The organism is Pseudomonas sp. FW305-96, from assembly GCF_058783825.1.
This window is the reverse complement of the sequence record NZ_JBYSYW010000005.1, coordinates 52,272-66,814: the sequence shown is the minus strand read 5'-3', so window position 1 is coordinate 66,814 and position 14,543 is coordinate 52,272. Positions and strand designations below refer to the sequence as shown.

Sequence of the window (14,543 nt, the reverse complement as noted above, 5' to 3'; positions counted from 1 at the left end):
ATGGCCGCGGACTGGTCGGCGGTGCCGCGGGCGGCCTGGACCGAGCGCTTGACCTCGGCGATGGTCGGCTGCAGCTTGTCGAGGAAGCGATTGAACCAACCGGCCAGTTCGCCCAGTTCGTCCTGCTTGTCGTATTGCAGGCGGCGGGTCAGGTCGCCTTCGCCGCTGGCGATGTCCTTGAGCATGGTGGCCACGCCAAGGATCGGCCGGGTCACGCCGCGGGCCATCAGCCACACCAGCAGCAGGCCGGCGATGGCGGCGGCCAGGCCCAGGCCCAGTTCGAGCAGGGTGCCGCTGGTGTTGAGGGCGTCGAGTTCTACCTTGAGCGCCTCGGCCGGCCCGGTCAGGGCGCTTTCCGGTACGTCCAGCAGCACGCCCCAGGGCTTGCCGCCGGGAATCGGCTCGAAGGCGGCCAGTACTTTCAGGCGCTGCTGGTCATGGAGGATCTGCAGCTTGCCTTCGGCGAGCTTGCGCACCAGTTCCGCGCCCTGGGTCCGGTCGACCTGGTCGAAGCGCTGGGCCAGCTTGCCGGCATCGGCGCTGTAACCGGCCAGCAGGCCCACGGGGCTGAGGATGCCGACGGTGGTCTGGCCCTCGTAAAGGCTGCGGCTGGCGGTCTGGCTCAAAGCCTGCAAACTGTTGAGATTGATGTCGATGGACAGGGTGGCGATGACCTTGTCGCCAGCCTTGAGCGGGAAGACGATGCTGGTCATCAGCACCCGCTGGCCGTCGATGTCATAGAAATACGGCTCGACCACGCACACTGTGCCGGTGCTGCGCGGGCACACCCACCAGGTGTTGGCCGGCTGGCCGCTGGGGCCGATCTCGGTGTTGGCCATGTCGTGCTCGGGCAGCGCCATCGAGGTCAGCTGGCCGACCCGCGGCTGCGACCAGTACAGGGCGAAGCGTCCGGTCTCGTTGCTGCCCAATTCGCCCTGGCCGGCGAACAGCTTGTCCTTGCCATCCAGCGCGCCCGGTTCGAACACCAGCGACAGGCCGAGCAGGTCGGGGTTGGCCTGCAGCGCGGCACGCACCTGGGCAGTCATGTCCTGGCGCAGATCGTAGGCGTCGAGGAAGCGCTTTTCCGCCTGCTCACGCAGGAACAGCACCTGGCGGGCGAAACCGGCGCCGTACTGGTAGGCGTCCATGAACTGACGACGGATGTTCAGGGCCTGGACCTCGCCCTGGGACTCGATGCGCGACTGGGCCGAGTCGGAGAGCATGCGCATGCTGCTGGCTTTCACCAGGTCCGAACTGTGGTCCATGCGGTACAGCGAAAGGCCGACGAGCAGGGTGACGATTGCCGCCAGGCACAGGCCCGCCAGCAGGGTGATCTTCCATTGGATGGAGAGTTGTCGCAGCAAAGGCATGGGGAAAATCCCTTGTAATAGGTTTGATGCTGCCGACTGTGTCGGCCTGCTCGGATTTTTCTTTATTCAAACGTTCAATTAAACCCTGCGACTTTCGTCTATTCCCTACAAAGGGCCGCGGCGCAGACGCTTTTGACTTCTGCCGGTCTGTGCTTCAGAGTGTGCGCCCTTCATAACAACATCCCCTGGTCCGGCCACTGCCTGCGCGCAGTCTGTCGCCGGAATGCCCGCTTTTTGTCTGTCGTAACGAGGTTTGCACACCATGAATGCAGTGATTGCCGCGGTCGGGCTCATGCTGATCCTGAGCCTGTCCCGTGTGCATGTGGTCATCGCCCTGATCATCGGCGCCCTGGCCGGAGGCCTGGTCGGTGGTCTGGGTATCGAGGGCACCCTCAAGGCCTTCAATGGTGGCCTGGGTGGCGGTGCCACGGTGGCGTTGTCGTACGCGCTGCTCGGCGCCTTCGCGGTGGCCATTGCCAAGTCCGGCCTGGCCCATGCCCTGGCCGATCGGGCGCTGGCGATGATCGATCGCCAGGGCCATGCCGACGGTGGCAAGATCAAGTGGCTGCTGATCGGCCTGATGCTGGTGGTGGCGGTGTCGTCGCAGAACATCCTGCCGATCCACATCGCCTTCATCCCGTTGCTGGTGCCGCCGCTGCTGTACGTGCTGACCCGCCTGCGCATCGACCGCCGGCTGATTGCCTGCGTGATCACCTTCGGCCTGATCACCCCGTACATGTTCCTGCCGGTCGGTTTCGGCAACATCTTTCTCAACGAGATACTGCTGGCCAACGTCGCCCGCGCCGGCGTCGACGTGAGCGGGGTCAATGTCACCCACGCCATGGCCATTCCCGCCGCGGGCATGCTCGCCGGCCTGTTGCTGGCGGTGTGCTTCAGCTACCGCAAGAAACGTGATTACGACCTGGCGCGGATCGAGCAGGTCGAGCAGGTCAGCGTGCAGTACAACCCGGTGACCCTGCTGGTGGCCGGGGTGGCGATCGCCGCGGCGTTCATCATCCAGCTGTGGCTGGACTCGATGATCATCGGCGCGATGGTCGGTTTCCTGATCTTCTCGCTGTCGGGGATCGTGCGCTGGAAGGACACCGACGACCTGTTCACCGAAGGCATGAAGATGATGGCGATGATCGGCTTCATAATGATCGCTGCCTCCGGCTTCGCCGAAGTGATGAAGGCCACCGGCGAGGTGAAGAGCCTGGTGGAGACATCGGCGCAATGGATCGACCACAGCAAGGGCATTGGTGCGTTGCTGATGCTGCTGGTGGGGCTGCTGGTGACCATGGGCATCGGCTCGTCGTTTTCCACCGTGCCGATCCTGGCGGCGATCTTCGTGCCGCTATGCGTGCAGTTGGGCTTCGATCCGCTGGCCACCGTGTGCATCGTCGGTACTGCCGGTGCACTAGGCGATGCCGGTTCGCCGGCTTCGGACTCGACCCTGGGGCCGACCTCCGGGCTGAACGTGGATGGCCAGCACCACCATATCTGGGACACCGTGGTGCCGACGTTCCTCCACTACAACCTGCCGCTGCTGGCGTTTGGCTGGTTGGCGGCGATGACGCTCTGATTCCGAGGGGCCAGCGTGGGAGCGGGCTAGCCCCGCGATCACCGGCGCAGCCGGTGCCATATGACGCATCGCTCCCGCGCGCCCCAGGAGAGCACAGGCCGCCTCTGATCAGCCGCGGGTCGGCGCCGGCACGATACGGTTGAGGACGGTGCTGCCGTCCTTGCTGCGGGTCAGGTATACCGGCAGCACCTTGGGCAGCGTGTCGACCAGGCGTTCCACCTCGCGGGTGCTGTAGATGCCACTGATGCGAATGTTGGCGGTGCTGTCGTCGGCCAGGATGAGCGGTTTGTCCAGGTAACGGTTGATCACCGGCAGCGCCTGGCCGAGGCTGAGGTTGTCCAGCACCAGCCTGCCGCTGCGCCAGGCCAGACTGTTGGCGTAGTCGTCGCTCTGGTTCAGTTCGGGTTCGAAATCGCCCTTGTGGTAGCTGGCCTGCATGCCCGGGCCAAGGCGATAGCCGCCGGAGCCGCCGCCGCTGCTGACCAGCACCGAACCTTCCACCAGCGTCACCTTGACCTGGTCCTGGTACTTCCACACGTTGAACTGGGTGCCGGTGACCCGGGTCTGGCCGTCGGCGGCGTGGACGATGAACGGGTGGCTGCTGTCGTGGGTGACCTTGAAGAATGCCTCGCCCTTGATCAGGGTGACCCGGCGCTCATCCTTGAAGTTCAGGAAGCGCAGCTCGCTGTTGAGGTTCAGCTCGACGCTGCTGCCGTCGCCCAGGCGTACCTGCCGCAGGTGGTCGCTGGCTTCGAAATGCTGGTAGCCGTTGGGCAGCCAGCCCTGTTCCCAGCCGAGCCAGCCTGCCAGCGGCAGGGCGAGCAGGGCGATGGCCGCGGCGGAGGCGAACGGGCGCCAGTGGCGCGTCGCCGCCGGGCGCCGCACGGGCAGCGGGATCACCTGGGCGGTGCGCGGCAGCAGATCGGCGGTGTCCCAGATTTCCAGCATCGCCTGGTATTCCTCGGCATGCCGCGGGTCGGCAGCCAACCATTGGCCGAACGCCTCACGCTCGGCCGCCGTGCAATCGTCGGCGTGCAGGCGCATGCACCAATGCGCGGCGGCATCGGTGATTGCATCGTCTTCGCTTGGAATGTGGCGGTCCTGATTCATCGCGGCTCCCGGTTTTGCGGCATTCTACCCCCGGGCGGGGGGTTCCGAGAACGAGTTAATGGCGAATGACTATCAATTGTGCAGTTTTTCGTCGTATCTGCGGTTGGGTTTCATCTGCGACAGGGCAGGGGACTTCGTGGGCGTCGACCAGGGCGGTAGCGCCAAGCCTTGACTTTTTCTTGCGCCACACGCTAGTTTCCCAGCCCATGAACCTATTCCCGCAGTACAGCGCCCTCAGCATTATTACCGCCATTATCAGATTGGCGGGCTAGCGCACACATGCACTGAACCCGCCCTGGAGGCGGGTTTCTTCTCTCTGACTCCTGGGCACGACAAAAAAACCAGGAGTCATCGATGTCCAGCCTCAGCGCCACCCCTCGTACCCCGGCACCCCCCCAACAACTGCTGTCCGAGCAAGTGCGTCGGATTCTCTCGGCGCCGGTGTACGACCTGGCCATCGAAACCCCCTTGCAAGCGGCGCCGGCCCTGTCGGCCAGTCTGGGCAACCAGGTCCTGCTCAAGCGCGAAGACCTGCAACCGACGTTCTCCTTCAAGATCCGCGGCGCCTACACCCGTCTGTCACGCCTGACACCCGCACAGCGCGCCCGCGGCGTGATCACCGCTTCGGCCGGCAACCATGCCCAGGGTGTGGCCCTGGCCGCGTCGCACCTGGGCATCAAGGCCACCATCGTCATGCCGACCACCACACCCTCGCTCAAGGTCGAAGGCGTGCGCTCACGGGGCGGCCATGTGGTGCTGCACGGCGAGAGCTTTCCGCACGCATTGGCCCACGCCCTGCAACTGGCCGATCGCGACGGCGCCACCTTCGTACCGCCGTTCGACGACCCCGATGTCATCGCCGGGCAGGGGACCGTGGCCATGGAGATCCTGCGCCAGCACCCGGGCCCGTTGCATGCGATCTTCGTCCCCGTCGGCGGCGGTGGCCTGATCGCAGGGATCGCCGCCTATGTCAAGTACCTGCGCCCGGAGGTCAAGGTGATCGGCGTCGAACCGCAAGACTCCAACTGCCTGCAGGCCGCCCTGGCCGCAGGTGAGCGGGTGATCCTGCCGCAGGTCGGTACCTTCGCCGACGGTGTGGCGGTGGCGCAGGTGGGGGCGCACTGCTTCGAGCTGTGCCGCCACTTCGTCGACGAGGTGGTGACGGTCGGCAGCGACGAACTGTGCGCCGCGATCAAGGACATCTACGATGACACCCGCTCGATCACCGAGCCTTCCGGGGCCCTGGCGGTGGCCGGCATCAAGCGCTACGTGGCCCGTGAAGGGCTGCAAGGGCAGACCATGGTCGCCATCGACTCCGGCGCCAACGTCAACTTCGACCGCCTGCGCCACGTGGCCGAGCGCGCCGAGTTGGGCGAGCAGCGCGAGGCGATCATCGCCGTGACCATCCCCGAGCGCCCCGGCAGTTTCCGCGCATTCTGCCTGGCCCTGGGCAAGCGCCAGATCACCGAGTTCAACTACCGCTACTACCCAGGCAAGGAGGCACGCCTGTTCGTTGGCGTGCAGACTCACCCGCAGCAGGACCCGCGGCAACAGTTGCTGGCCAGCCTGGGCGAACAGGGCTACCAGGTGCTCGACCTGACCGACAACGAACTGGCCAAGCTGCACGTGCGCCATACCGTCGGCGGCCACGCGGCACCCGGCGCCGGTGAGCGCGTGCTGCGCTTCGAATTCCCCGAGCGCCCGGGGGCATTGCTGGGCTTCCTCGAGCGCCTGGGCAAGCGCTGGAACATCAGCCTGTTCCACTACCGCAACCATGGCGCGGCACAGGCACGGGTGTTCGCCGGGCTGGAGGTGCCCGAGGACGAGTTGGCCGGGTTGCCACGGGCACTGGACGAGATGGGCTACCAGTACTGGGACGAGACGGAGAATCCGGCGTATCGGTTGTTCATGGGGTAGGCCGGCTTGCGCTGGATCAATGCCCACCTGCCCATTCCGGCGGATGCTGAAAACCTACCGTCAGCTTGAGAGGACCTCGGCCATGAGCAGCACGTTCTTCATCCCCGCCGTAAACATCATGGGTATCGACTGCCTGGAAGAGGCGATGGCGGCGATTGCCGGCTACGGCCTGCGCAAGGCGTTGATCGTCACCGATGTCGGGCTGGCCAAGGCCGGCGTGGCCGAGCGCATCGCCGGCATGCTGGCGATGCGCGACATCGATTCGCGGGTGTTCGACGGCGCCAAGCCCAACCCGAGCATCGCCAACGTCGAGGCGGGCCTGGCGATGCTGCGTCGCGAGGGCTGCGACTGCGTGATCTCCCTGGGCGGTGGCTCGCCCCACGACTGCGCCAAGGGCATCGCACTGTGCGCCACCAACGGCGGGCATATCAGCGACTACGAGGGCGTCGACCGCTCGAGCAAGCCGCAGCTGCCGCTGATCGCGATCAACACCACGGCGGGCACCGCCAGCGAGATGACGCGCTTCTGCATCATCACCGACGAGGCGCGCCACGTGAAAATGGCCATCGTCGACCGCAACGTCACCCCGATCCTGTCGGTAAACGATCCGGCGCTGATGGTCGGCATGCCCAAGGGGCTCACCGCGGCCACGGGCATGGATGCCTTGACCCACGCCATCGAGGCCTATGTGTCCACCGCCGCCACGCCGATCACCGATGCCTGCGCGCTCAAGGCCATCAGTCTTGTCAGTGCCAACCTGCGCCAGGCGGTCGCCGACGGTGGTGACCTGGTGGCGCGGGAGAACATGGCCTACGCCCAGTTCCTCGCGGGCATGGCGTTCAACAATGCCTCGCTGGGTTATGTGCATGCCATGGCCCACCAGTTGGGTGGCTTCTACGACTTGCCCCATGGTGTGTGCAACGCGGTGCTGCTGCCCCATGTGCAGCGCTTCAATGCCAAGGTCAGCGCCACGCGCCTGCGTGATGTGGCCAAGGCCATGGGGGTGAAGGTATGCGCGCTGGACGCCGAGCAGGGGGCCGGCGCTGCGATTTCGGCCATCGAGCACCTGGCGGCGGCCATTGGCATCCCGGCCGGGCTGGCGGAACTGGGGGCCAAGGTCGAGGATGTGCCGGTGCTGGCGGCCAATGCGTTGAAGGATGCCTGCGGGCTGACCAATCCACGGGTGGCCAGCCAGGTGGAGATCGAGGCGATCTTCAAGGCGGCGTTTTAGACTGGTCGAGTCATCGCGGGGCAAGCCCGTTCCCACAAGAGCCGCGAGACCCGGCTCTTGTGGGACTTCCCCTCAGCGTTCGCGCATGAAGAACCCGGCCACATATTTGCGGAAGGTGTCCAGGCTCTTGAAGTCGGCGTAGCGCTTGAAGTTCTCGGTATCCGGCTCCGGCCCGATCGGTTGCTCCAGCAGCGATACCGACAGCACCCGGTCCTGGTCCGAGGTCAGCACCAGTTCATCCATCACCTGGCCGCCAATCACCGGACGGCGCATCAGCACCTTGACGCCCTTGCCGGCCATCCAGTCGATCAGCGACACCAGCGCCTTGAGTGGCTCGCGTTCTTCGTCGCGGTACACCGGGAACAGGTGCCCGCGCGACAGCACCGGCACGCTGGCGACGTGGATCAGTTCGTAGAAATGGCTGCCGGCGGTGGCCGGCGAGTACAGCGCCAGGGCCAGCAGTGGGCCGCTGGCGCGGTTGCCGCCCCAGTACTGGTGGTGGCCCTGGAAGTCGAATCCGTCCTCGCTGCGGTTGTTGAACAGCTTGCGCCCCTTGACCTGGTCCACGCAGTCGAGCAGCAGGCCATGCCGGCGGTGGTTGCCGAACACCGTGGCCTCGCGCAGGCGTGCCTTGAGCATCATCATGTGCTTCATGTCCAGGCGGGTTTCCAGGTAGTTGCTGGCAGGTACCCGCTCCAGCAGCGGGTAGCGGCTGGCGACAGTGCGCAGGTCGGCGAACTGTGCGGTGAGGTCCTTTTTCAGGTGGCTGGCGTAGACGTTCAGGCCACTGGCCTCGATCCAGGTCAGCAGCAGCGACAGCAGGCGCTGCTGCTCGCGGCGCTCGCCGGGCTCGCGTGACGTTGCGGGTGTTTCGCCGTCACTGGCGCGGCGATAGTCGCCGAGCAGGCGCAGTGGCGCATCCGGCGCCAGCCAGGCCGCTGGCGCGGCGCTTTCCTCGGTACGTTCGCCGGCCTCACGCTCATCCTTGCTGAACGGGCAGCCTGGGGTGTGCTCGGGAGTTTCGGGGTTGTTGCGCAGGAACAGGGTGCCGGTGCTGCCGTTCAACGAGACGTTGAGCACCGGCAGGGCATCCTTGCGGCAGTCGCAGGCCAGCCATTGGTTGGCGCTGCGTATTTTCATCAGCCATTGGTTGGCCTGCAGCAGGCGGGGGCCGGTGAGGGTGCCGTAGGCGAAGCCCACCAGCAATTCGTCCTCTGCCGGGGTCAGGCTGCGCACCAGGGCGCCGGATTTTTCGATGATTCGCATTGAGGGGCAGCTCCAAGCTACAAGCCCCAAGCTTCAGGCAAAGCGCGACGGCTTTCAACTCGAAGCTTGCAGCCTGGGGCCCGCCGCTCACTGGCCGCCGAACATTTTGGCGGCGCGGGCGCGGATTTCCTCGGGGCTGAGGTCTTCCTTGTGGGTGGAGACGAACCACAGGTTGTTGAACGGATCCTTCAGGGTGCCGCTGCGGTCGCCGTAGAACTGGTCCTGCACCTCGCGTACTGCTGTCGCGCCGGCGCGCAGGGCCTGGGCATAGACTTTGTCGCAATCCTCGACATACAGGTGCAGGCCGACTGCCGGCGTCTCGATGGTCTCGCTGGGCTTGAGGCCGCCCTCCATGTCGCAGGGCGAGCCGAGCATCAGCGAGGAGTCGCCGATTTTCAGTTCGGCATGGCCGATGCTGCCGTCAGGGCCTTCGAGGCGGAACATTTCCATGGCGCCGAAGGCGCTCTTGTAGAATTCGATGGCCTTGGCGGCGTCCTTGATGCCGAGGTATGGGGTCAGGCTGTGCTGGCCTTCGGGGATGGGCTTGGCTGCCATTTGCGTAATCTCCTTTCACGTGGGTGGGTTGCAACGCCTTGGTGATTAGAGTCGCTCATGAGCCTGGAAAATCGACACTTGCTTTATATCGATTCTCTATAAAAACAACGGGCCGCGTTGCTCCCCATCGCCGGCAAGCCGGCTCCCACAGGGATGGTGCTTGGCTTGAGGGCAGCGCGGTCGGTGTGGGAGCCGGCTTGCCGGCGATGGGCTGCGCAGCAGCCCCGATCAGGCGAATTGTTCAGAAGATGTAGTCGGTCGTAAGGAAGCTCGACTGCCGGTTGCGGATGATCTCGCTGATCAGTTCTTTGTTGGCTTGCTGGAACTTGGTCGCCACCAAGGTGCGGATGGAGAACACGCGCAATGCGTCATGCACCGACAAGGTCCCTTCGGCACTGTTCTTGCGGCCGTTGAACGGATAGGTATCCGGGCCGCGCTGGCATTGGGCGTTGAGGTTGATCCGGCCGACCTGGTTGGCGAAGGTATCGACCAGCGCGCCAATGGTCTGCGGGTCGTTGCCGAACAGGCTCAGCTGCTGGCCGTAGTCGGAATCGAGCACGTAGTCGATCACGCTCTGCAGGTCGCGGTAGGGAACCACGGGCACCAGGGGGCCGAATTGTTCCTCGTGATAGACGCGCATGTCCTGGCTGACCGGGTAGAGCAGCGCAGGGTAGAAGAACGAGCCGCGGCTCTGCCCACCGCCCTCGTTGAGCACCCGTGCGCCTTTGGCGGTGGCGTCGGCCACCAGGCCGTCGAGGTAGTCGAGCTTGCCGGGTTCCGGCAGCGGCGTCAGCGCCACGCCGGGCTCCCAGGGCATGCCGGGCTTGAGCGCGGCGAGCTTGCGCTGGAACTTGTCGAGGAATGCCTCGACCACGTCCTCGTGCACGAACAGGATCTTCAACGCGGTGCAACGCTGGCCGTTGAACGACAGGGCGCCGGTGACGGCCTCTTCGACGGCGTTGTCGAGGTCGACCTGGGGCAGGACGATGCCGGGGTTCTTGGCGTCCAGGCCCAGCGCCGCGCGCAGGCGGTGCGGGCGTGGGTGGAGCTTCTTCAGGTCGCTGGCGGCCTTGTGGGTGCCGATGAAGGCGAACACGTCGACCTTGCCGCTGGCCATCAGCGCGCTGACGGTCTCGCGGCCGCGCCCGTAGATGACGTTGATCACCCCAGGCGGGAAGCTGTCGCGGAAGGCTTCGAGCAATGGGCGGATCAGCAGCACGCCGAATTTGGCGGGCTTGAACACCACGGTGTTGCCCATGATCAGCGCCGGGATCAGCGTGGTGAAGGTTTCGTTGAGCGGGTAGTTGTATGGGCCCATGCACAGCGCAACGCCCAGCGGTGCGCGGCGGATCTGGCCAAGGGTGCCCTGCTCGAGCTCGAAGCGGCTGGAGCGACGGTCGAGGTCCTTGAGCGCCTCGATGGTGTCGACGATGTAGTCGCAGGTGCGGTCGAACTCCTTCTCCGAATCCTTGAGGTTCTTGCCGATCTCCCACATCAGCAGCTTGACCACCGCCGTGCGCTGCTCGCGCATGCGCGCCAGGAAAGTTTCGACATGCCCGATACGCTCGGCCACGCGCATGTTCGGCCAGGCGCCGCGGCCCTTGTCGTAGGCGGCCACGGCCGCGTCAAGCGCGGTGAGCGCCGTGTCGGCGTCAAGCAGGGGGGCACTGCCGAGGATGACCTGGCGCTCACTGTCGCCTTCCTTGAGCCAGACCGGGCTGCGCACGGTGGCGAGGGGGCCGGCCCAGTGCCGCAGTTCACCGTTGACCAGATAGTCGCGTTGTTCCAGGGGGGCGCCGAGGCGCCAGGCTTCGGGGATGTCCTCGAGGGCGGGAAACAGCGAGTCGAGCAGACGGTCCATGGGTACTGCACCTCTCAAATCCGGATGATGAAACGCTTCAGCTTGCGAGCATGCGCCGACCCTCGGGAAATTACCAGTCCGGCGCCGTCGTTGCCGATCACTCCTCGAATGGCGGCGGGAACGCCTCGGCCTCCAGCAGCCTCATTGCGCCGATCACCAGGCCATAATCCATGGCTCGCGGATCTGCAAAGGTGCGCAGCCGTTGCCACAGCCGTGCTTGATCGTAGTCTGGCAGATCCTGCAGTCCACGCAGCTCGCGACGATACTGCAGCGGCAGCGCGTTCCAGATGGCCCAGTCGTCGGCATCGGTGTCCTCCAGCATTTCCTCGTAGTCGCCGTCGGCAACCAGCAAGTCGACGCCGTGCTGATCGTAGTAGGCCTTGATCTGCTGGCTGACCCGCTCGCTGAGGTCCGCGCTTTCCAGCCACAGGTTCTGGGCCGCCACCCGCGATAGATGCAGGTCCTGCGGCAAGCTGGCGAAGCGGTTGTCACGCAGGTCGAAGACGGCGGGTCGCCAGTCTTCATCGCTGCGAATACCGCCGGGCCAATCGACAAGTTCGCAACTGTTGAGGTTGAGCACATCCAGCTCGCCCAAGCGGTTGAGGTCGGGGCTGCGGGCCAGCGGGTTGTGCGACAGGTCCAGCATTCGAAGCGCCTCGAGACGATCCAGGGCGGCTTGATTCGCGTCGTTCCAGACCAGATTGTTACCTTGCATATCAAGCCATTCCAACGTTCGCGCAGCGGCAATAGCTGGCAACTGCTCGAAGCCGCAACCGACCAGATGCAGACGTTGCAATCTTGGAAACCGTTCGAGAAACTCGGCAGGCAATTGGTTCAAACCGGGATTTGCGCCCAGGTCGACTCGCTCGATATGGGGGAAGCGGTCTGGCAGCGCCAGGGTCGCCAGGTCTTCGTTGGTCAGTGCCAGGTCGGTCAGGCTGATCTGGTGAATGGCAAGCCCTTCCTCCTCCGAGTACTCCGAGATCCGCTGCCAGTTGCTGACCAATCGTCGGGCGGCGGCATGCCGCGATGGGGCATTGCCAGCCCAGGCGCGCATCTGGCTGCGGAACTCCAGCAGCTGCTGTTCCAGATCCTCAAGTTGCCGTGCCGGATCCAGGCCGGCCTCGAGCCACTGGCTCAACTGTTCGTTGACCTGATGGTCCGCGGTCTCAGGGTACAGCTGTCGGTAGCGGCGAAAGAGCGCCCCGACTTCGATGCGGGGGGCCTCAGGCACCGGCGCCTCCATGCCGCCGCGTAACCGGCCGCGCTTGACCCATCCAGGCAAATGACTGCCCAGCAGGCGTCTGGCCATGGCGCGGTCGGCCATGATCAGGTCGTGAATCCGTTGGCGCAGTTCATCGGCGCCTTTGGTAGTCAGGCAAAGGGCTTGACGATCAACCGAGGACAACGCTTGCAAGATCGCCCGACACAGATCGTTGTCCTGGCGCAGCGCGACCGGTCGCTCGCCCAGGTAGGCTTCGTAACCGTCAGCCGACTTGAACACGGTGCAGGTACGACCGGCATTTTCCGCTCCGGCGGCAAGCAGCACCGGCCCCTGGGGGGATGCGGCGCGCAGCTCGAGACGCAGTTCACTCGGCCAGCCCGGCAGATCGGCCATGGCATTGATGATCAACCGTTCGCTGTGCCCGTTGGCCAGCTGGGGCATGTGCAGTCCTTCCAGTGCGGCTTGCTCGACGCCTTCACTGACCTTGGCCAGGCGCAGGCGCTCGAGTGTCGCGCGCAGCGCGGCGGGTGGAGGGTTGTTTGCCAGGTGCAGCTGGCGCAGGGCGGAGGTACCCAGGCCATTGGCCCTGGCCGCGCCTTCGAGCGCAACATCCGGCATGTGTTGCAGGCGGCCGTCCAGGCGCCGGACCAAGGTCGCCAGCGACCAGTCGCGGGGTTGCTCATGGCTGCCGCGCCAGGCGCCTGCGCCGTTATGTTCAAGGGACGGCTGGAAAGCGGCGCCGTCATCGGGGTGGACGATGCGCCATTGCGCCTGGCGCGTATCCAGGCGCTGCTCGTAGAGGTGTCCATCCATGCGGATGAAGTGGCGGCCCTGGTGCAGGAACTGCCCCTGTGCATTGGTCTCGAGCTCCTCCGGCAGCGCCACCGCACTGCGGTAGTCGGTCAGGTCGGGTCGCCACAGGCGTTGGCTGCCGTCATCGAGGGTGACCGGGTCGAGGCCTTCGAGCAAGGTGTTGCCCGCCAGATGCCTCATCGCCTTGCCCGCCAGGTGCAGGCCACCGAGAGCGGCCAGGTTGAGCGCCACTGACTTGAAGTGGCCAAAGGCCTCTGCGCGGTCGCCGACCTGCCAGGCTTCATAGCCCTCGTAGGCTTCATCCAGCAGTTGATACGCAATCACTGCCGTCATGATCGTGCCCAGCGCCGGGACGAACATCCCGGCGATCATCAGCATGTCGAGGCCTGCTTTTTCCCAGAGCGCCTTGCGTGCTTTGAGTGCACGTTCGTCGGCCTGTGCGCTGGGTACTGCCAGTTGCAGGGCTTCGTGCCTCAGACGCGCCACATGGTCGGCGTGGAGGAAATCGTACAGGCTGCCGTCGATCGGCACGGCGCACGCATGCAGGTCGCCATACGCGTTTTGGCGAAGCCGGCTGGCAAATTGGCCTTGCTGCTCGCGCGGCACGTAGTCCATGAAGGCTTGACGAAACGCTGCCTGTTGCAGATCTGCGCGTAGTTGCCGGTGCAGGGCATCGAGGTCGTCAAAGGCGCGCAGGCTGTCGGCCTGACCCGGTAGATAGAGCAGCACGCCGGTTGTACCAGTATCGATCAGGATCGCCTCGTGCAGGGTGATGCCGAACAGGTTCAGCTGACTGCAGGCCAGCGCCTTCCCATCGTCGAGCAACGTCTGTACCGCGTCCCGGCCTTTACCATCCAGCTGGTTGCGCACCCGTGCCAGATCTGCCGCCAGGCGCAGGCCGGCCTTATGAACGCGAACCGCCGCAGGGCGAACGAGCGGAAGCGTGAACAGGGCATCGAGATGGGCCTGGTAACGCTGGCCAATATCCAGTTCACGGCAGGTGGTGGCAAAGGCTGCTGGTGACAGGGCCAGTGGCTTGATCCGGATCTGCTCGCTGGGCAGCTCGATATCGACTTCGGTTTCGCTGTCGCCGAGCGTGGTCTTGCCGGTGACCAGGCCCTCGTTCACCTGCCAGTCGTCCTCCAGAGCGAGCGCGCTGTCGCGATCGAAGGTGATGTTTTCAGCGAAATTCTGCAGGGCGGCCTGCAGCAGGCTACGGGGTTCGTGATGGGTGGTGTAGACCTGGAAGGTATAGACCCGCTTGACCACAATCAGTGACGTGCTGCGAAGCGGCGTGCTCAAGCCGTGTCGCTTGTGCAGGCGCTCGGCGAGCAGGGGTTCGGCGAATTCGGTGATGTTCTTCAGGCCGCGCAGGTGCCTGGCCAGCGTGCGTTGGCTGCGCATCAGGCGAGCCTGGCTGGCCTTGACTGCTTCGCGCAGGTGTGGCGCGGCATTGGCGAACCAGGCCGCCTCGCTGTCGGGCAGACCCTGGGACGGCATGATGCCTTCGTGGAGCCGCTGCCAGTGTTCGGGCGTGGCTTCCCGCGCCCAGGCCGGCAGGCGGCGCTCAAGGATATGTTGGTGCGGGTTGGGGGTATTCGATGTCATGTCTG

8 protein-coding genes and 1 pseudogene are annotated in these 14,543 nt (G+C 65.3%); 3 read left to right on the top strand and 6 right to left on the bottom strand.

The window, feature by feature from the left end; genetic code table 11:
- Window positions 1–80 precede the first annotated feature (80 nt).
- Window positions 81–1,046, bottom strand: a pseudogene (locus tag AC3WL2_RS05435) (methyl-accepting chemotaxis protein); the annotation flags it as partial.
- Between the two features lie 586 nt (window positions 1,047–1,632).
- Between AC3WL2_RS05435 and AC3WL2_RS05430 the strand changes: the two are divergent.
- Window positions 1,633–2,952: a Na+/H+ antiporter family protein gene (locus tag AC3WL2_RS05430; protein ID WP_102682302.1), complete on the top strand. Its 1,320-nt coding sequence runs from the start codon at window positions 1,633–1,635 to the stop codon at window positions 2,950–2,952.
- A gap of 108 nt (window positions 2,953–3,060) precedes the next feature.
- On the opposite strand, the gene AC3WL2_RS05425 is transcribed toward AC3WL2_RS05430, so the two are convergent.
- Window positions 3,061–4,062 (bottom strand): FecR family protein, encoded by a 1,002-nt coding sequence (locus tag AC3WL2_RS05425; RefSeq protein WP_102682301.1) that lies wholly within the window; start codon window positions 4,060–4,062, stop codon window positions 3,061–3,063.
- Between the two features lie 354 nt (window positions 4,063–4,416).
- Between AC3WL2_RS05425 and ilvA the strand changes: the two genes are divergently transcribed.
- Window positions 4,417–5,979 carry a threonine ammonia-lyase, biosynthetic gene (gene ilvA, locus AC3WL2_RS05420; RefSeq protein ID WP_102682300.1) on the top strand — a complete coding sequence of 521 codons (1,563 nt, stop codon included), beginning with the start codon at window positions 4,417–4,419 and terminating at the stop codon, window positions 5,977–5,979.
- 82 nt (window positions 5,980–6,061) lie between these two features.
- The gene (gene yiaY, locus AC3WL2_RS05415) at window positions 6,062–7,210 is read left to right on the top strand and encodes an L-threonine dehydrogenase (RefSeq protein WP_102682299.1); all 1,149 of its coding nucleotides are present in this window, start codon (window positions 6,062–6,064) and stop codon (window positions 7,208–7,210) included.
- A 72-nt stretch (window positions 7,211–7,282) separates the two neighbouring features.
- On the opposite strand, the gene AC3WL2_RS05410 is transcribed toward yiaY, so the two are convergent.
- The 4 genes from AC3WL2_RS05410 to AC3WL2_RS05395 form a co-directional block, all read right to left on the bottom strand.
- On the bottom strand, window positions 7,283–8,476 hold the full coding sequence (locus tag AC3WL2_RS05410; RefSeq protein WP_102682298.1) for a DUF8534 domain-containing protein: 1,194 nt from the start codon (window positions 8,474–8,476) through the stop codon (window positions 7,283–7,285).
- An 87-nt stretch (window positions 8,477–8,563) separates the two neighbouring features.
- Window positions 8,564–9,031, bottom strand: coding sequence for a VOC family protein (locus AC3WL2_RS05405; protein ID WP_102682297.1), 468 nt, complete (start codon window positions 9,029–9,031; stop codon window positions 8,564–8,566).
- A gap of 241 nt (window positions 9,032–9,272) precedes the next feature.
- Window positions 9,273–10,892 carry an NADP-dependent glyceraldehyde-3-phosphate dehydrogenase gene (locus AC3WL2_RS05400; protein ID WP_102682296.1) on the bottom strand — a complete coding sequence of 540 codons (1,620 nt, stop codon included), beginning with the start codon at window positions 10,890–10,892 and terminating at the stop codon, window positions 9,273–9,275.
- A 97-nt stretch (window positions 10,893–10,989) separates the two neighbouring features.
- Window positions 10,990–14,538, bottom strand: a complete 3,549-nt coding sequence (locus tag AC3WL2_RS05395) for a dermonecrotic toxin domain-containing protein (protein WP_102682295.1) — start codon at window positions 14,536–14,538, stop codon at window positions 10,990–10,992.
- Between the last annotated feature and the right edge of the window lie 5 nt (window positions 14,539–14,543).